We start from the raw sequence: 17,479 nt of genomic DNA on the forward strand, positions 1-17,479 counted from the left end.
CTGACGGCCGGTCAGACCGTCGGCCGCCGCACGTCGTGGGCGATGCCCATGCCGGTCCCGGCGGAGAACTCGGCGGCGGTCTGGCTGAGCAGTACGCGACTCCTGCTGGGCGACATGGCGATCGACAACAGGTGATGCGGCCGCCCGCCCGCGTGCGCCACGGTGTTCACCCGGATCACCGCCGCCCCGATGGCCGTGCCGAGCAGCGCCGCGATGCGCGGCCCCGCGACCTCCGCCGACAACTCGTGGTCCAGCCCGTCGAGGCCGACGCCGGCGCCGTAGAGCAACTGGTAGAGCGGCGCACCCGCGAGCGCGTCGGCACTCAGCCGCGCCTCGAGGGTCGCGGGCAGCCACGCCTCGGTGAGCATCAACGGTTCGGAGGTGCTGCGCTCGCGCCGCAACCGCAGCACGTGCAAGGCTGCCTCGGCGTGCCCGAGGCGGCTCGCCACGGCGACGGGCGGTTGCCGGACGCCGAACTCGAGCACCTCGACCTCGGTCTCGAACTCCACCTGCCGCAACTCGTCGAGATAGGAGCGGGTGGGGTCGTGCCCGCGCCGTGTGGCGGTGTCGGTGACGAACGACCCGACGCCGTGGCGGCGCTCGATCATCCCGGCGTCGACGAGGTCGGCCAGCGCGCGGCGCACGGTGATGCGCGAGACGCCGAACTGCCGACACAGCTCCTGCTCGGTCGGCAGTGCCTCACCGGCCGCCACCGCTCCGCGGGCGATCTCGTCGTGCAGGACCAGGAACAGCTGCCGGTGCAGCGGCACGCCGGCGGCGGCGCTGACCAGCGCCTCGCCCCCGCCGAGTTCGGACATCGCGGTGATCTTCGCACGGCCACCGCCGGCGCGTCCGGCGCTCGCGGAGTCAGGACTCGGGGATCTCCCGTTCGATCTCGTCGAGCCAGGTGCGGGCGGACATGTCCGACGGTGCGCGCCAGTCGCCGCGCGGGCTCAGGGCGCCGCCCGCCGACACCTTCGGACCGTTGGGCAGCGCCGAGCGCTTGAACTGGCTGAAGGAGTAGAACCGCTGCACGAAGACGGTGAGCCAGCGCCGGATCTCGGCGAGGTCGTAGGACGGCCGCTCGTCCTCGGGGAAGCCCGCCGGCCAGTCGCCGTGCGACACGTCGTGCCACGCGTGCCATGCCAGGAACGCCACCTTGGACGGTCGGAATCCGAAGCGCAGCACCTGGAACAATGAGAAGTCCTGTAGCGCATACGGTCCCACCTTCGCCTGGCTGCTCTGCACCTCCTCGTCCTCGCCGGCGGGCACCAGTTCGGGGGTGATTTCGGTGTCGAGCACCGACTGCAGGATGCCGTTCACGGTGTCGTCGAACTGGCCCGACGAGACGACCCAGCGGATCAGGTGCTGGATGAGCGTCTTCGGCACGCCGCCGTTGACGTTGTAGTGCGACATCTGGTCGCCGACGCCGTAGGTCGACCAGCCCAGCGCCAGCTCGGACAGATCGCCGGTGCCCAGCACGATGCCGCCACGCTGGTTGGCGAGCCGGAACAGGTAGTCGGTGCGCAACCCCGCCTGCACGTTCTCGAACGTGACGTCGTAGACCTTCTCGCCGCGGGCGAAGGGGTGATCCATCTCGGTCAGCATCAGCGAGGCGGTGTCGCGGATGTCGATCTCGGCGAACGTCACGCCGAGCGCCTCGCTGAGCGCGATCGCGTTGCCCTTGGTGCGGTCGCCGGTGGCGAAGCCCGGCAGGGTGAAGGCGAGGATGTCGCTGCGCGGCCGACCTTCGCGGTCCATCGCCTTGGCCGCCACGATCAGGGCGTGGGTGGAGTCGAGTCCGCCCGAGGCGCCGATGACGATCTTCGGGTACTGCAGCGCCCGCAGCCGCTGTTCCAGCCCGGACACCTGGATGTTGTAGGCCTCGTAGCAATCCCGTTGCAGCCGTTCGGCATCGGACGGTACGAACGGGAAGCGCTCGACCTCGCGGCGCAGGCCGATGTCGTCGGTGGGCGGATCGACGGTGAAGTCGATGCGACGGTAGGCGTCGAGGCGTTCGCCGTGGTGGCGCCGATTGTCGTCGAAGGTGCCCATCCGGATGCGTTCGGCGCGCAGCAGTTCGGTGTCCACGTCGGCGATCGAGCGGCGCTCGCCCTTCGGGAAGCGCTCGGACTCGGCGAGCAGCACGCCGTTCTCGTAGATCATGGTCTGGCCGTCCCAGGCGAGGTCGGTCGTCGACTCCCCCTCGCCCGCCGCGGCGTACACGTAGGCCGCCAGGCAGCGCGACGACGCCGACTTGGCCAGCAATTGGCGATCGTCGGCGCGGCCGATGGTGATGGGGCTGCCGGACAGGTTGGCCAGCACGGTGGCACCGGCGAGGGCGGCTTCGGCGCTCGGCGGGACCGGTACCCACATGTCCTCGCACACCTCGACGTGTAGCACGAAGCTGGGGAGGTCAGTCGCGGTGAACAGCAGGTCCGGCCCGAACGGGACGTCGGCGGCCCCCACGCGGATGGTGCCGCGGACGTCGTCGCCGGGTGCGATCTGCCTGCGCTCGTAGAACTCCCGGTAGGTGGGCAGGTAGGACTTCGGCACGACGCCCAGCACGACGCCGCGGTGGATCACGACGGCGGTGTTGTAGATCCGGTTGCGGTGACGCAGCGGGGCGCCGACCACGAGCACCGGCAGCAGCCCCGCCGAGGCGGCGACGATGTCGGCGATCGCCCGTTCCACGGCGTCGAGCAGGCCCTCCTGCAGCAGGATGTCCTCGATGGAGTAGCCGCACAGCGTCAGCTCCGGGAACACCGCGAGCGCGACGCCGTCGGCATCGCACTCCCGTGCCAGCCCCAGCACGGTCTCGGCGTTGGCGGCCGGATCGGCGAGCGTCGTGTGGTGCGTGCACGCGGCCACCCGCACGAAGCCGTGCCGGTAGGCGGAATAGAAGCTCATGGGGTCATTCTTGCCCGAATCGACGGCGCTCAAGCAGCAGCATCGCGGGCGAAACGGGGCACCGCCGGCGCACGCCTACCCTGGATGGGGTGGAAGGTCCCGAACTGCTGCGCGTGCTCGCAGGTCAGCGCGTCGCGGTGCTGACCGGCGCAGGCATGTCGACCGACTCCGGCATCCCCGACTACCGCGGACCGGACTCACCGCCTGCCAACCCGATGACGATCCGCCAGTTCACCTCCGATGCCACGTTCCGGCAGCGGTACTGGGCGCGCAACCACGTCGGGTGGCGGCACATGGCCGCCACCCTGCCCAACGCCGGGCACCGCGCGCTGGCGGCACTCGAACGCGCCGGCGTGGTGACCGGGGTGATCACCCAGAACGTCGACCTGCTGCACACCAAGGCCGGGAGCCGCAACGTCGTCGACCTGCACGGGACGTACGCCCGCGTGGTGTGCCTGACGTGCGACTTCGCGATGTCGCGCGCCGACCTGGCCGATCAGCTCGAGGCCCTCAATCCCGGCTTCCTGGAGCGCGCCGAGCGGCTCGGGGGCATCGCCGTGGCGCCCGACGCCGACGCCACCGTGGACGACACCGCCTCGTTCCGCTTCCTGGACTGCCCGCAGTGCGGCGGCATGCTCAAACCCGACATCGTGTACTTCGGCGAGAGCGTCCCGAAACCGCGAGTGGCGCAGGCGTACTCGATCGTCGACGACGCCGACGCGCTGTTGGTGGCCGGCTCGTCGCTGACGGTGTTCTCCGGCCTGCGCTTCGTCCGGCACGCCGCCGCGGCGGGCAAGCCGATCGCGATCCTCAACCGCGGCGCCACCCGCGGTGACGCGCTGGCGACGGTGAAGGTGCACGGCGGGTGCTCGGAGCTGCTGGCGCTGCTCGCCGACGAGCTGGCGCTGCCGACCGGCTAGAACGTCACCGGCATCGCACGGATGGCGTGCACGAAGTTCCCGCGCAGGTAATCGGGCTCGCCGGCCGTGATGCCGGGCAGCTGGGTGAGCAGTTCGCCGAGCATCGCCCGCAGCTGGGCGCGCGCCACGTGCGCCCCGAGGCAGAAGTGCCGTCCGCCGCCGCCGAACCCGACGTGGGGGTTGGGCTTGCGGGCGAGGTCGAGCCGGTGCGGCGCCTCGAAGACGTCGGTGTCGAAGTTGCCGGACGCGTAGAACATCACCACCTTCTCCCCCGCCGCGATCCGCCGGCCGCCGAGTTCGCAGTCGACCGCCGCGGTGCGCCGGAACGTCATGACGGGGGTCGCCCAGCGGACGAACTCCTCCACGGCCGTGCCGATCCGGTCGTCGAAGTCCGCGAGCAGCCAGCGGCGCTGGTCGTCGAAGTCGGTGAGCGCGCGGACGGCGTGGCTGATCGTCTGCCGGGTGGTGTCGTTGCCGGCGACCGCCAGCAACACGAAGAACGCCGCCACCTCGGCGTCGGTGAGGCGGTCACCGTCCACCTCGGCGTGCACCAGGGCGCTGATCAGGTCGTCGCCCGGGTGGGCGCGCCGGTCGGCGGCCAGGGCCCCGGCCACCTGGTGCAGGTACATCTGGCTCCCGACCAGGACCTCCAGCGGGTTGCGGCCGGCGAGATAGGCCGGATCGCCCCAGGAGACCAGCGCGTCGGCAGCATGCGCGACCTGGGTGCGCTCGGAGGCCGGGATGCCGACCATGTCGGCGAGGGTGCGGATCGGGAGTTCCTTGGCGCAGTGCTCGACGAGGTCGGCACCGCTGCCCGCCGCACGCAGTTCATCGACGATGGCGCGGGCGTTGGCCTGGATCGAGTCCTCGATGCGCCGCACCTGTCGCGGGGTGAACGCCGCGTGCGCCACCTTCCGGAGCATGGTGTGCCGCGGCGCGTCCATGGCCAGGAAGGACTGCGACGCCTCGAGCAGCTCCTCGGGCACGGTCTCGAACAGCACGCCCTTTCCGGAGAGGAACGTCTCGCTGTCCCGGCTGACGGCGACGATGTCGGCGTGCCGGGTGACCGCCCAGTAACCGCGGTCCTCGGGGTCGTGCATCAGCGCGTCCTCGACCGGCGGATGCCAGCTGACCGGGCGTTCGGCACGCAGGACGGCGAAGGACTGCTCGCGCTGCGCGGCCGTCGTCGACCAGAACCGCCGTGACGAAAGGTCCACGGGGTCGTACTGGCGGTCCCCGGCAGCAGCCGGTGTGAGCGACGTCACGGTCATGACTCCGACGCTACGTCTAGACAGTGTGTCCAGTCAAGCGCAGGAGGCGGTGACTACCCTGAATGGATGCCGTCCGTGACGCGTCGCACGCAGGCCACCCGGCAGGAACGCCGGGAGCGGATCGAGCGGCAGCTGTTGGACGCCACCGAGCGGTTGATGAGCCACGGCACGAGCTTCACCGAACTCAGCGTCGACCGGCTGGCCACCGAGGCAGGCATCTCGCGTGCGAGCTTCTACGTCTACTTCGAGGACAAGGGCCACCTGCTGCGCCGGCTGGCGGGCCAGGTGTTCGGCGATCTCGCCGACGGTGCGGAGCGCTGGTGGAGCGTCGCCGACCGCCGCGATCCCGCCGACGCCCATGCCGCGCTGACCGCGATCGTCGCCGCCTATCGCACCCATCAGCCGCTGCTGATCGCGCTGAGCGAGATGTCGGCGTACGACCCGCAGGTCGGGTCCACCTACGCCGACCTCATGACGCGCATCGCCGAGCGGTTGACGGCGGTCATCCGTCAGGGCCAGCAGGAGGGCACCATCCGCCGCGAGCTGATCGCGGAGTCGACGGCCGTCACGCTGACCTGGATGGTCGAGCGCGCCTGCCAGCAGAGCCTGCCCGGCCGTCCGTCGTCGCACGATGCCGAGTTGGCCGACACCCTGACCCAGATCATCTGGGCGGCGCTCTATCTGGAGAAGCCCTAGATTGCGACGAGGTCGTCGGCGTGCACGGCGGGCCGGCGCATATCCGCCGGGAGGTCCGCGGTGGACCGGCCGATGACCTTCGCCAGTTCACCGGCTTCGTAGGCGACCACCCCGCGCGCGACGGTCTCGTCGTCCGGGCCGCGCAGGTCGACGACGTCGCCGCCGTGGAACCGACCGGAGACCGCGGTGATCCCGACGGCCAGCAGCGATCGGCGCTGACCCACCACCGCGCGCACCGCACCGGCGTCGAGGGTGAGGACACCTGCCGACTCCGCGGCGTAGCGCACCCAGAACCGACGCGCCGACATCCGCTCGGACCGCGGCGCGAACACGGTGCCCACCGACGCGTCGGCCAGCGCGGTCGGCGCGTCCGCCGCGGCGGCCAGCAGCACCGGGACGCCCGCGTCCGCGGCGAGCAACGCCGAGGAGAGCTTGGACGCCATGCCGCCGGTGCCGAGCCGACTGCCGCCGCCGGCGACCACGCCGTCGAGGTCGTCGGGCGCGGCCACCTCCGGGATGAAGCGCGCCGGGGCCTCCGGCGTCGCCTTGCGGGGGTCGCCGTCGTAGAGGCCGTCGATGTCACTCAGCAGGATGAGTGCGTCCGCGCCGACGAGGTGCGCGACCAGTGCGGAGAGCCGGTCGTTGTCGCCGAAGCGGATCTCGTTGGTGGCGACGGTGTCGTTCTCGTTGACGATCGCGACGGCGTGCAGCGCCCGCAACCGGTCGAGGGTGCGCTGGGCATTGTTGTGCTGCACCCGCATCGAGATGTCGTGGGCCGTCAGCAGCACCTGGCCGACGGTGCGCTGGTAGCGACCGAACGCCGCGCTCCAGGCGTTGACCAGAGCGACCTGTCCGACGCTGGCCGCCGCCTGCTTGGTGGCCAGGTCGGACGGTCGGCGGGTGAGACCCAGAGGTTCCATGCCGGCGGCGATGGCACCGGACGACACGATCACGACGTCGGAGCCCGCCTTCATCCGTGACTCGATCGCGTCGGCGAGGGTCGCGAGCCGGCCCGCGTCGAACGCGCCCGAGGCATCGGTGAGCGCCGTCGTGCCGATCTTCACGACGACGCTGCGCGCCGTCCGCACCGCCTCACGGTGCGTGGACCGCTGCAGACCGTCGTGCGCCACGCTCGTCACTCGTCGTCACCGTCGGAGCGACGGCGCTCGCGCCGGGCGGCCTTGCGTTCCGCGGCGCCCACGCGATCGGTCTGCTCGAGGCGGACGTCGGTGCCGCGCCCCGACAAGGGCAGGTCGACACCCGCCGGAGTCTGCGGCTCCCAATCGAAGGTCATGTCGCCGATCGTCACGGCACACCCGGGCCGGGCACCGAGCTTGAAGAGTTCCTCCTCGACGCCCAAACGCGCCAGCCGGTCGCCCAGATAGCCGACCGCTTCGTCGTTCTCGAAGTCGGTCTGCGCGATCCAGCGTTCCGGCCGGGTGCCTCGCACGACGAAACCGCCCCGGCCGTCCGCGGCCACGGTGAAGCCGCTCTCGTCGATGGGCACCGGCCGGATGACCGGGCGGCGCGCCACCACCGCGGGTTGTGCGGCACGGTAGGCGTTCACCATCTCTGCGAGCGCGAACGTCAACGGGCGCAGACCATCTCGTGACACCGTCGAGATCTCGAACACCGGCCAGCCGTAGCGCTTGGCCACGTCGTCGCGGATGAAGTCGGCCATCTCGTGCGCATCGGGCACGTCGATCTTGTTGAGCACGACGGCACGGGGGCGCTGAGCCAGATCGCCCAGGGTCGAGTCCCCCTGCAGCGTCGGCGTGTACGCGGCCAGTTCCGCCTCGAGGGCGTCGATGTCGGAGATCGGGTCGCGTCCCGGTTCCATGGTCGCGCAGTCCACGACGTGCACCAGCACCGCGCAGCGCTCGATGTGACGCAGGAAGTCGAGTCCGAGGCCGCGGCCCTCCGAGGCGCCCGGGATGAGGCCCGGCACGTCGGCGACGGTGAACGTGTCATCGCCCGCCGACACCACCCCGAGGTTGGGGGCCAGCGTGGTGAAGGGGTAGTCCGCGATCTTGGGTTTGGCCGCCGAGATGACCGACACCAGGGACGACTTGCCGGCGGAGGGGAATCCGACCAGACCGACGTCCGCGACGGTCTTCAGTTCGAGCGTGAGGTCGCGTTCCTGGCCCTTCTCGCCCAGCAGCGCGAAACCCGGGGCCTTGCGGGCCCGCGAGGCGAGCGCCGCGTTGCCGAGGCCGCCCCGGCCACCGGCCGCGGCGTCGAAGCGGGTACCCGCGCCGACCAGATCCGCCAGCAGCCTGCCGTGCTCGTCGAGGACGACCGTCCCGTCGGGCACACGGACCTCGAGGTCGGCGCCGGCAGCACCGTCGCGGTTGCTGCCCGCGCCCTGCTTGCCCGACGGCGCGACGACGTGCGGGTGGAAGTGGAAGTCGAGCAGCGTGTGGACCTGCGGGTCGACGACCAGCACGACACTGCCGCCCCGGCCGCCGTTGCCGCCGTCGGGGCCGCCGAGCGGCTTGAACTTCTCGCGGTGCACCGACGCGCAGCCGTTACCGCCGTTGCCGGCCCGCGCATGGATGACGACGCGGTCGACGAAGCGGGGCATGACGGATCCTTCCCGAGTGTGAAGCTGACGTGGCGAGTGGTCCTAGAGAACTCGCAGCAGCTTCACGTTCGCGGAAAGTCCTCGGGGGATCAGGCTTCCGGTCGTGCGACGCGGACGATGTTGACCGTCTTGCGGCCGCGCTTCACGCCGAACTCCACGGCGCCCGGAGCAGTGGCGAACAGCGTGTCGTCGCCGCCACGGCCGACGTTGACGCCGGGGTGGAAGTGCGTGCCACGCTGGCGGACCAGGATCTCCCCCGCCTTGACGACCTGACCGCCGAAACGCTTCACGCCGAGGCGCTGGGCATTGGAATCACGACCGTTGCGCGAGCTGGAGGCGCCCTTCTTGTGTGCCATTGGTTCGCTCCCTTGCCTACTTGATTCCGGTGACCTTGACGACCGTCAGCTGCTGACGGTGGCCCTGCCGCTTGTGGTAGCCGGTCTTGTTCTTGAACTTGTGGATGCGGATCTTCGGACCCTTGGTGTGCTCGAGCACCTCGCCGGTGACGGCGACCTTCTCCAGGTCCTGCGCATCGGTGGTGACGTTCGCACCGTCGACGACGAGCGCCACCGGCAGCGACACCGACGCGCCGGGCTCGCCGTCGAGCTTCTCGACCTTGACCACGTCGCCGACCGCGACCTTGTACTGCTTGCCGCCGGTCTTGACGATTGCGTACGTCGCCATCGTTTCGTCTTCCTCTGCTTCGCTGGTGCGGGCGCGCGCTACCCGAGGGCGCGAGCGCGGGTCTGGGGGTGCGGGGCGTCAGTGTTCCCTCGCAAACCGATGTCGCCACCGGCCGCGCTGGTCACGCCGCCGAAACACAACTGTGCAAGGTTACGTGACCAGCGGGTTGAGGGTCAAACCGGCTGACTAGCCGTCGTGTGCCGGCGGACCCGCCGGTCGCGCGGCCGCACGGCGGCGGCGGGGACGCGCGGTGACGACCACGGGCTCGTCCTCGTCCTCGTCGTCCGAATCCTCGTCGTCCGAGTCGTCGTCGTCCTCGTCGTCTTCTTCGTCATCGGAGTAGTCGTCGTCGGAGTCCTCGTCGTCGTCGGAGTCCTCGTCGTCGGAGTCCTCGTCGTCGGAATCCTCGTCGCGGTCGATGACCTCGATGTCGTCGTCCTCGTCGTCATCCGAGTCGTCATCATCCGAGTCGTCATCATCGGAGTCGTCGTCATCCGAGTCCTCGTCGTCGAGGGTCGCGTCCTCGTCGTCGGTGTCGTCGGACTCCTCGTCGGTGTCGTCGACGAGGCGTTCGGCGTCGTCCGCCGCGCCCTCGCCGATCACCGTCGACTCGTCGGCATCCTCGACATCGGTGTCGGTGCCGTCGTCCTCGTCGTCCTCGTCGTGCTTGCCGTTGGCGGCTGCCATGGCCTTGAACATCGGATGCTCGCCGGCGGCGTGCGAGGGCACCTTGGCCACGGGGACGTCCTCGCTGCGGCCGTTCTTCTTGCCCCGCTTGCCGCGCCGACCACCACCGCCGCCGCCACCACCGGACTCCGACTTGCGGCCCGACGATCCGGACGGCGCGGAGTCCACCGGGTCGCCGTGCAGCACGATGCCGCGCCCGCCGCAGTGCGAACACGTGGTCGAGAACGCCTCGATCAGCCCGGTGCCCAGGCGCTTGCGCGTCAGCTGGACCAGACCCAGGGAGGTCACCTCGGACACCTGGTGGCGGGTGCGGTCCCGGGCGAGTGCCTCGGTGAGCCGGCGCAGCACCAGGTCGCGGTTCGACTCGAGCACCATGTCGATGAAGTCGATGACCACGATGCCGCCGATGTCGCGCAACCGCAGCTGGCGCACGATCTCCTCGGCGGCCTCAAGATTGTTGCGGGTGACGGTCTGCTCGAGGTTGCCGCCCGAGCCGGTGAACTTGCCGGTGTTGACGTCGACCACCGTCATCGCCTCGGTGCGGTCGATGACCAGCGTGCCGCCGGACGGCAGCCAGACCTTGCGGTCCAGGGCCTTGGTCAGCTGTTCGTCGATGCGGTGCACGGCGAAGACGTCCGGTCCCCCGGCACCGCCGGCGGGTTCGAACTTCGTCATCCGCTCCAGCAGTTCGGGCGCCACGGACTGGACGTAGTCGTTGATGGTCTTCCAGGCGTCGTCGCCGGAGACGACGAGACCGGAGAAGTCCTCGTTGAACAGGTCGCGAATCACCTTGACCAGGACGTCGGGCTCCTCGTACAGCGCCACGGCGGCGCCGGCGGCCTTCCCGGTGATCTCGGTGGCCTTGGCCTCGATCTGGTTCCAGCGCTCCTGCAACCGGTTGACGTCGGTCCGGATGTCTTCTTCCTTCACGCCCTCCGAGGCGGTGCGGATGATGACGCCGGCGTCCGACGGGACGACTTCCTTGAGGATCTCCTTCAACCGCTGCCGCTCGGTGTCGGGCAGCTTGCGGCTGATGCCGGTCGACGAGGCACCGGGCACGTAGACGAGGTAGCGGCCGGCCAACGACACCTGCGTGGTCAGCCGCGCGCCCTTGTGACCCACCGGGTCCTTGCTGACCTGCACGACGACGTAGTCGCCGGGCTTGAGGGCCTGCTCGATCTTGCGCTGAGCGCCGCCGAGCCCGGCGGCCTCCCAGTTGACCTCGCCGGCGTAGAGCACGCCGTTGCGGCCGCGGCCGATGTCGACGAACGCCGCCTCCATCGAGGGCAGCACGTTCTGCACGATGCCGAGGTAGATGTTGCCGACCAGCGACGCCGACGCCGCGGACGTCACGAAGTGCTCGACCACGACGCCGTCCTCGAGCACGGCGATCTGGGTGTAGCGGGCGCCTTCGTGCGGCGGCTCGGTGCGGACCTTGTCGCGCACCACCATGACGCGCTCGACGGCTTCGCGACGGGCCAGGAACTCCGCTTCGCTCAGGATCGGCGGGCGGCGGCGTCCGGCATCGCGTCCGTCGCGGCGGCGCTGGCGCTTCGCCTCGAGGCGGGTGGACCCGGAGATGCCTTGAATCTCATCGGACTTCGAGGACTTCTCCGAGCGCTCGCGCGGGGCACGCTCGTGCACGACGGTGTTGGGCGGGTCGTCCGGCGACGCCTCGGCGCCGTTGCCGTCGCCGCCATCGCTGGAGCCGGACTTGCGCCGACGGCGGCGGCGACGACGGCGGCTGGCGCCCTCGCCGGTGCCGTTGTCCTCGTCGCCGTCGTCCTCGTCACCCTCATCGGAGTCCGAGTCCGCGTCGGCAGTCGCATCGGTGGCGTCGTCGTCGTTGTCGGCGCCGTCGTCGGAGGCCTGTTCGCCCCGGCCGCGACCACGTCCGCGGCGGCCACGTCGGCGCCGGCGGTTGGCGGGCCGGTCGGAGCCGTCGTCGGAGTCGTCGTCACCGGACGCGTCGTCGGTGTCCTCGTCGTCCTCGTCGTCGTCGGTGTCCTCGTCGCGCGGCGCGTACGTCACGGGCTGCGGCGCCACGAACAGCGGGAGGTAGTCGGCGACCGGCGCGGCGGCGGCGGGCGGCGGGGTCTCGAGCAGCAGCCGGGACTCCGGCTCCGCTTCGGGATCCTCGACGGGCTGGGCGGCCTCATCGGCAGGAGGCTCATCGGCAGCGTCGTCGGCGGCGGGCTGTTCGGCCTCGTCGGCGGGCTGTTCGGCCTCGTCGGCGGGCTGTTCGGCCTCGTCGGCGGGCTGTTCGACGGCGTCTGCCGGATCCGGCTGAACGGCCACCTGCGCCTCGTCGCCGGTCGACTCCTCGGCGGGCCGGTCGACGGCCTCGGTCACGTCGCCGACGTCACCGATCGGCTCGGCCGGCTCCGCGGAGCCGAGATCATTCAGCTGCGCAGGAGCGTCCTGCTGGATGTCTTCGGGCTGATCTTGGGTAGGCGCATCCTGGGCCACGTATTCTCCTCGAGCCCCCGGGCGCGTCTGTGAGGACGCGGCCACGCGAGGGCTTCCGCTATGAGCCCGGGGGGTTCCCCGAGCTTGTATGGTCTCGCTCCGAGCAACCCCACTTCGAGGCCCTCAGTGCCTGGCTGAATGACGGCTGGACGGTCGGCGCCGCACCTGACTCTTCGTCACGTGGTCGCGCTCGTCGAAGTCTTCATCCGGGCTTCCGCTTCTGGTATGAAGCCGGTCACCCGTGGCCAGTATCCCACACGATCGCGGTGTTCCCGACGAGGTGCCGTCCGGACGGGCCGGACGGCACGCTCAGGCAGCTAACGCCCGGGGAACCAGAGTTCGATCTCGCGGGCCGCCGACTCCGGGGAATCCGACCCGTGCACCAGGTTGTCCTGAGTGACGAGGGCCAGGTCACCGCGGATCGTGCCGGGTGTGGCCTTTTCCACCGGATCGGTGCCGCCGGCGATCTGCCGGAACGCGGCAACGGCACGCGGGCCTTCGACGATGGCGGCCACCACGGGGCCCGAGGTGATGAATTCGAGCAGCGAGCCGAAGAACGGCTTGTCCTCGTGCTCGGCGTAGTGCGCGCGGGCCAGCTCGTCGCTGACGGTCTTCAGTTCCAGCGCCGCCAACGTCAGGCCCTTGCGCTCGATCCTGCTCAGAATCTCACCGACGAGGAGGCGCTTGACGCCGTCGGGCTTCACCAAAACCAGGGTCCGTTCCGTCACGGCGCACAGCGTACCGGTCAGTCGTGAAGGTTCTGCTGCCCAGGCAGCTGACCGTGCTCCTGACGGCGTTTGACCTCTGCCCGCAGGTAGGCGATGAGCCCCCAGACCGCCGCGAAGACCACCCCGATGAAGCCGACGGCGAGGTGGATGACCGCACCGACGATGAGGACCACCTGCATGCCGAGGTTCACCCGCAGCGCCCACGGCCGCCCCTGCACGCCCGACAGCAGCACCAGGAGCACCGCCACGCCGACGAGGTAGCCGCCCGTCCAGGCCGTCAGTCCCCCCTTGGCGACGGACACCACGGGCAGGGCCAGCAGCACGACGATGGCCTCGAGGACCAGCGTCCCCGCCATGACGCCGCGGAAGCTCTTCCAGGGATCGGGCGGTGCGGGCGTCGTGGGTGGTTGGGTCATCGTGGGTCCCGTCCGAAGAGCGTGCGTGCGGCACCGGCGGTGACGACCGAACCGGTGATGACGATGCCGGCGCCGGAGAACCCGACCTCGTCGTCGCCGGCGCCCTCCTGTTCCACCAGCGTCGTGGCGGTCTCGATGGCGTCGGGCAGGGTGGCGGCGGTGACGACGCGTTCCGGGCCGAACCGCTCCTCGGCGCGCAGGGCGAGGGCCTCGACGTCCAACGCCCGCGGCGACCCGTTGTGCGTGACGACGAGCATGTCGAAGGCCGGCTCGAGGGCGCTGAGGATGCCGTCGACGTCCTTGTCCGACATCACCGACACCACGCCGACGAGGTACCGGAAATCGAACTCCTGCTCCAGCGTGGCGGCGAGCGCCGCGGCACCGGCCGGGTTGTGCGCGGCGTCGATGAACACCGTGGGCGCGCTGCGCATGCGTTCCATCCGGCCGGGGCTCGCGGCCGCGGCGAACCCGGCGCGGACGGCGTCCACGTCGAGCTGGCGGTCGGCGCCCGCGCCGAAGAAGGCTTCGACCGCGGCCAGCGCGACGACGGCGTTGTGGGCCTGATGCTCGCCGTGCAGCGGCAGGAAGACGTCGGAGTACACGCCGCCGAGGCCCTGCAGCTCCAGCAGCTGTCCGCCGATCGCCGTCTCGCGGCGCAGCACCGCGAACTCGGAGTCCTCCCGGGCGACGGCGGCGTCGCTGCGCACCGTCTGAGCGAGGAGCACCTCCATCGCCTCGGGCGCCTGCTGCCCGATGACGGCAACCGTGTCGACCGGCACCAGGTCGTCCTCGGCGCGGGTGATGATGCCCGCCTTCTCGGCGGCGATCTCGGCGATGGTGTCGCCGAGGTAGTCGGCGTGGTCGATGCCGATCGGGGTGATCACCGCGACCGGGGCGTTGATCACGTTGGTGGCGTCCCACCGGCCGCCCATCCCGACCTCCACGACGGCGACGTCGACCGGGGCGTCGGCGAAGGCGGCGAACGCCATCGCCGTCAGCACCTCGAACTTGCTCATCTTCGGACCGCCTGCGGCTTCCGACTGCCGGTCGACCAGTTCGACGAACGGCTCGATCTCGCGGTAGACCTCGACGTAGCGCGCCGGGCTGATCGGCATGCCGTCGATGGCGATGCGCTCCACGGCGGACTGCAGGTGCGGGCTGGTGGTGCGGCCGGTGCGCCGGTGCAGGGCGACCAGCAGCGCGTCGATCAGGCGCACCACCGACGTCTTGCCGTTGGTGCCGGCCACGTGGATGCTCGGGTACGCGCGCTGCGGTGAGCCCAGCAGCTCGAGCAGCGCGCTGATGCGGGCGGTGCTCGGCTCGAGCTTCGTCTCCGGCCACCGCTGGTCGAGCAGGTGCTCGACCTGGAGCAGCGCCGCGATCTCGTCCGGGGTCGGCTCCGCGGGAATCGTCATGCCAGACCGGCGAGGCGACCGGTGATTCGTTCGACCTCTTCGGCGGCCACCCGGCTCCGGGCACGGATCTTCTCGACGACGGGTTCGGGCGCCTTGGCGAGGAACGCCTCGTTGCCGAGCTTTGCGGTGGTCTGCGCGAGTTCCTTCTCGGCTGCGGCGAGGTCCTTCTCGAGGCGGCGACGCTCGGCGGCGACGTCGACGGTGCCGGAGGTGTCCAGTTCGACCACCACGGTGGCGCCCGACAGCCGGACCTCCACCGATGCCGACGGCGTGAATCCGTCCGCCGGCTCGGTGAGCCAGGCCAGCGACGCCACCGCGCTCACCTGAGTGGAGAGGTCGGCCTCGGCGATGCCGACGAGGCGCGCCGGCACCCGCTGCCGGTCGTTGAGGCCCTGGTCGCTGCGGAAGCGGCGCACCTCGGTCACCAGTCGCTGCATGTCCGAGATGCGCTGTGCCGCAACGCCGTCGAGCGCGATGCCGGACGCGGTCGGCCAGTCGGCCACCACCAGCGACGCCGCCGCGCCCGTCGTTCCGGTCAACGTCTTCCACAGCGTCTCGGTGACGAACGGCATCACCGGATGCAGCAGCTTGAGCAGCGCGTCCAGCACCGCCGCGAGCACCGCGTTGGTCGGACCATCCGGCCGCTCATTCAGCTGCACCTTCGCCAATTCCAGGTACCAGTCGCAGAATTCGTCCCAGGCGAAGTGGTAGAGCGCCTCGCAGGCGCGGCTGAACTCGTAGGCGTCGAAGGCCGCGTCCACCTCGGCGCGCACCTCGTCGAGGCGGCCCAGGATCCAGCGGTCGGCGTCGGTGAGGTCCTCGAGGCCCGGCAGGTCGGCCGGGGCGGCGCCGTTCATCAGCGCGAAGCGGGTGGCGTTGAACAGTTTCGTGGCGAAGTTGCGTGACGCGCGGGCGTGGTCCTCGCCGATGGACAGGTCGCCACCGGGACTGGCGCCGCGGGCGAGGGTGAAGCGCAGGGCGTCGGCGCCGAACTGCTCCACCCAGTCCAGCGGGTCGATGCCGTTGCCCTTCGACTTGCTCATCTTGCGGCCGTGCTCGTCGCGGATCAGGCCGTGCAGGAAGACGTTCTCGAACGGGACCGGCGCGCTGCGTTGCCCGCCGTTGGTGATGGCCGGGTCGTCGGCGACGAAGGTGCCGAACATCATCATCCGCGCCACCCAGAAGAAGATGATGTCGTAGCCGGTGACCAGCACCGTGGTGGGATAGAAGTTCTCGAGTTCGGGCGTGCGATCGGGCCAGCCCATCGTGGAGAACGGCCACAGCGCCGAGGAGAACCAGGTGTCCAGGACGTCGGGGTCCTGCACCCAGCCCTCCGGCGGGGTCTCGTCGGGGCCGACGCAGACCTTCTCGCCGTTCGGACCGTGCCAGATCGGGATGCGATGGCCCCACCACAGCTGCCGCGAGATGGTCCAGTCGTGCATGTCGTCGACCCAGGCGAACCAGCGCGACTCCAGGCTCTTCGGATGAATGACGGTGTCGCCGTTGCGGACTGCGTCACCGGCGGCCTTCGCCAGCGTTTCCACCTTGACGAACCACTGCAGCGACAGCCGCGGTTCGACCGGCTCGCCACTGCGCTCGGAGTGGCCGACGCTGTGCAGGTACGGGCGCTTCTCGGCGACCACGCGGCCCTCGGCCGCGAGCGCTTCACGCACCGCCACCCGCGCGTCGAAGCGGTCCATGCCGTCGAATCGCGTTCCGGTGCCGGCGATTCGGCCCCTGGTGTCCAGGATCGTCGGCATCGGCAGGTCGTGGCGCAGGCCGATCTCGAAGTCGTTGGGGTCGTGTGCGGGAGTGACCTTGACGGCGCCGGTGCCGAATTCCGGGTCGACGTGCTCGTCGGCGACGATGACCACCTCGGTGTCGAGGAAGGGATGCGGCAGACGCTGGCCGACCAGGTGGCGGTAGCGGTCGTCGTCGGGGTGCACCGCGATCGCGGTGTCGCCGAGCATGGTCTCCATGCGGGTGGTGGCCACCACGATGTGCGGTTCGTCGTCGTTCATCGAACCGTAGCGGAAGGAGACCAGCTCGCCTTCCACGTCGGAGTACTTGACCTCCAGGTCGGAGATGGCGGTCTCGAGCACCGGCGACCAGTTGACGAGCCGCTCGGCCTGGTAGATCAGGCCGGCGTCGTAGAGCCGCTTGAAGATGGCGCGCACGGCCCGCGACAGACCGTCGTCCATGGTGAACCGGTCGCGGCTCCAGTCCACGCCGTCGCCGAGGCGGCGCATCTGCGCGCCGATGGTGCCGCCGGATTCGCGCTTCCAGTCCCACACCTTGTCCACGAACGCCTCGCGGCCGAGGTCCTCCTTGGTGGTGCCTTCGGCGGCGAGCTGCTTCTCCACCAGGCTCTGCGTCGCGATGCCCGCGTGGTCCATGCCGGGCAGCCAGAGCACCTCGTACCCCTGCATCCGCTTGCGGCGCGTGAGCACGTCCATCAGCGTGTGGTCGAGTGCGTGCCCCATGTGCAGGCTGCCGGTCACGTTGGGCGGCGGCAGCACGATGGAGTAGCCCGGCTTGGTACTGGCCGGATCGGCGGTGAAGTACCCGGCGTCGACCCAGCCCTGGTACAGCTCGGCCTCTACCTCGCTCGGATCCCACGACTTCGGCAGGGCCGAGGCCCCGGTGTTCTCGGCGGGTGTGGAGGTAGCAGTCACCCAAGCATTCTAGGAAGTGGCCGG

Annotated in this window: 14 protein-coding genes; 2 read left to right on the forward strand and 12 right to left on the reverse strand. The window is 70.6% G+C overall.

The genetic code is table 11. From position 1 onward, the window contains the following. Positions 1 to 11 precede the first annotated feature (11 nt). Positions 12 to 818 carry a GntR family transcriptional regulator gene (locus FZ046_RS23400; RefSeq protein WP_070354186.1) on the reverse strand — a complete coding sequence of 269 codons (807 nt, stop codon included), beginning with the start codon at positions 816 to 818 and terminating at the stop codon, positions 12 to 14. A gap of 49 nt (positions 819 to 867) precedes the next feature. Beyond that, positions 868 to 2,910, reverse strand: a complete 2,043-nt coding sequence (locus FZ046_RS23405) for an NAD(+) synthase (RefSeq protein ID WP_070354185.1) — start codon at positions 2,908 to 2,910, stop codon at positions 868 to 870. Between the two features lie 89 nt (positions 2,911 to 2,999). Here FZ046_RS23405 and FZ046_RS23410 point away from each other — a divergent pair, with 89 nt between their 5' ends. Then, positions 3,000 to 3,830: an NAD-dependent protein deacetylase gene (locus tag FZ046_RS23410; RefSeq protein WP_070354184.1), complete on the forward strand. Its 831-nt coding sequence runs from the start codon at positions 3,000 to 3,002 to the stop codon at positions 3,828 to 3,830. On the opposite strand, the gene FZ046_RS23415 is transcribed toward FZ046_RS23410, so the two are convergent. After that, the gene (locus FZ046_RS23415; RefSeq protein ID WP_149484330.1) at positions 3,827 to 5,101 is read right to left on the reverse strand and encodes a cytochrome P450; all 1,275 of its coding nucleotides are present in this window, start codon (positions 5,099 to 5,101) and stop codon (positions 3,827 to 3,829) included. The genes FZ046_RS23410 and FZ046_RS23415 overlap by 4 nt on opposite strands. A 66-nt stretch (positions 5,102 to 5,167) precedes the next feature. On the opposite strand from FZ046_RS23415, the gene FZ046_RS23420 reads away from it, so the two are divergent. Next, a complete protein-coding gene (locus FZ046_RS23420) occupies positions 5,168 to 5,797 on the forward strand; it encodes a TetR/AcrR family transcriptional regulator (RefSeq protein ID WP_070354182.1) in 630 nt (209 codons plus the stop codon). Here the strand turns inward: FZ046_RS23420 and proB are convergent. From proB to FZ046_RS23465, 9 genes are all read right to left on the reverse strand, one after another. Then, positions 5,794 to 6,912 carry a glutamate 5-kinase gene (proB, locus tag FZ046_RS23425; RefSeq protein ID WP_070354205.1) on the reverse strand — a complete coding sequence of 373 codons (1,119 nt, stop codon included), beginning with the start codon at positions 6,910 to 6,912 and terminating at the stop codon, positions 5,794 to 5,796. The two genes, FZ046_RS23420 and proB, sit on opposite strands and share 4 nt — an antisense overlap. A gap of 20 nt (positions 6,913 to 6,932) precedes the next feature. Continuing rightward, positions 6,933 to 8,381: a GTPase ObgE gene (gene obgE / locus FZ046_RS23430; RefSeq protein WP_070354181.1), complete on the reverse strand. Its 1,449-nt coding sequence runs from the start codon at positions 8,379 to 8,381 to the stop codon at positions 6,933 to 6,935. Positions 8,382 to 8,470: 89 nt separating this feature from the next. Further along, complete coding sequence (rpmA, locus tag FZ046_RS23435; protein ID WP_070354180.1) at positions 8,471 to 8,737, reverse strand: 50S ribosomal protein L27; 267 nt, start codon at positions 8,735 to 8,737, stop codon at positions 8,471 to 8,473. 16 nt (positions 8,738 to 8,753) lie between these two features. Continuing rightward, the gene (rplU, locus tag FZ046_RS23440; RefSeq protein ID WP_070354179.1) at positions 8,754 to 9,065 is read right to left on the reverse strand and encodes a 50S ribosomal protein L21; all 312 of its coding nucleotides are present in this window, start codon (positions 9,063 to 9,065) and stop codon (positions 8,754 to 8,756) included. A 186-nt stretch (positions 9,066 to 9,251) separates the two neighbouring features. After that, the gene (locus tag FZ046_RS23445; RefSeq protein WP_412770114.1) at positions 9,252 to 12,104 is read right to left on the reverse strand and encodes a ribonuclease E; all 2,853 of its coding nucleotides are present in this window, start codon (positions 12,102 to 12,104) and stop codon (positions 9,252 to 9,254) included. Positions 12,105 to 12,538: 434 nt separating this feature from the next. Then, a complete protein-coding gene (ndk, locus tag FZ046_RS23450; RefSeq protein WP_070354177.1) occupies positions 12,539 to 12,949 on the reverse strand; it encodes a nucleoside-diphosphate kinase in 411 nt (136 codons plus the stop codon). Between the two features lie 17 nt (positions 12,950 to 12,966). After that, a complete protein-coding gene (locus FZ046_RS23455) occupies positions 12,967 to 13,365 on the reverse strand; it encodes a DUF4233 domain-containing protein (RefSeq protein WP_070354176.1) in 399 nt (132 codons plus the stop codon). Then, positions 13,362 to 14,780: a bifunctional tetrahydrofolate synthase/dihydrofolate synthase gene (gene folC, locus FZ046_RS23460; protein ID WP_070354175.1), complete on the reverse strand. Its 1,419-nt coding sequence runs from the start codon at positions 14,778 to 14,780 to the stop codon at positions 13,362 to 13,364. Before folC ends, FZ046_RS23455 begins: the two co-directional genes overlap by 4 nt. After that, a complete protein-coding gene (locus FZ046_RS23465) occupies positions 14,777 to 17,455 on the reverse strand; it encodes a valine--tRNA ligase (RefSeq protein WP_070354174.1) in 2,679 nt (892 codons plus the stop codon). The genes folC and FZ046_RS23465 overlap by 4 nt, the downstream gene beginning before the upstream one ends. Positions 17,456 to 17,479 lie beyond the last annotated feature (24 nt).

It is taken from the genome of Mycolicibacterium grossiae (assembly GCF_008329645.1).
GTDB classification, from domain to species: domain Bacteria; phylum Actinomycetota; class Actinomycetes; order Mycobacteriales; family Mycobacteriaceae; genus Mycobacterium; species Mycobacterium grossiae.

Excerpts from the sequence above, each read along its gene's own strand:
- FZ046_RS23400 (WP_070354186.1), bottom strand. The coding sequence starts at position 818 with ATGTCCGAACTCGGCGGGGGCGAGGCGCTGGTCAGCGCCGCCGCCGGC.
- FZ046_RS23405 (WP_070354185.1), bottom strand. The coding sequence starts at position 2,910 with ATGAGCTTCTATTCCGCCTACCGGCACGGCTTCGTGCGGGTGGCCGCG.
- FZ046_RS23415 (WP_149484330.1), bottom strand. The coding sequence starts at position 5,101 with ATGACCGTGACGTCGCTCACACCGGCTGCTGCCGGGGACCGCCAGTAC.
- FZ046_RS23420 (WP_070354182.1), top strand. The coding sequence starts at position 5,168 with ATGCCGTCCGTGACGCGTCGCACGCAGGCCACCCGGCAGGAACGCCGG.
- obgE (WP_070354181.1), bottom strand. The coding sequence starts at position 8,381 with ATGCCCCGCTTCGTCGACCGCGTCGTCATCCATGCGCGGGCCGGCAAC.
- rpmA (WP_070354180.1), bottom strand. The coding sequence starts at position 8,737 with ATGGCACACAAGAAGGGCGCCTCCAGCTCGCGCAACGGTCGTGATTCC.
- rplU (WP_070354179.1), bottom strand. The coding sequence starts at position 9,065 with ATGGCGACGTACGCAATCGTCAAGACCGGCGGCAAGCAGTACAAGGTC.
- FZ046_RS23455 (WP_070354176.1), bottom strand. The coding sequence starts at position 13,365 with ATGACCCAACCACCCACGACGCCCGCACCGCCCGATCCCTGGAAGAGC.
- folC (WP_070354175.1), bottom strand. The coding sequence starts at position 14,780 with ATGACGATTCCCGCGGAGCCGACCCCGGACGAGATCGCGGCGCTGCTC.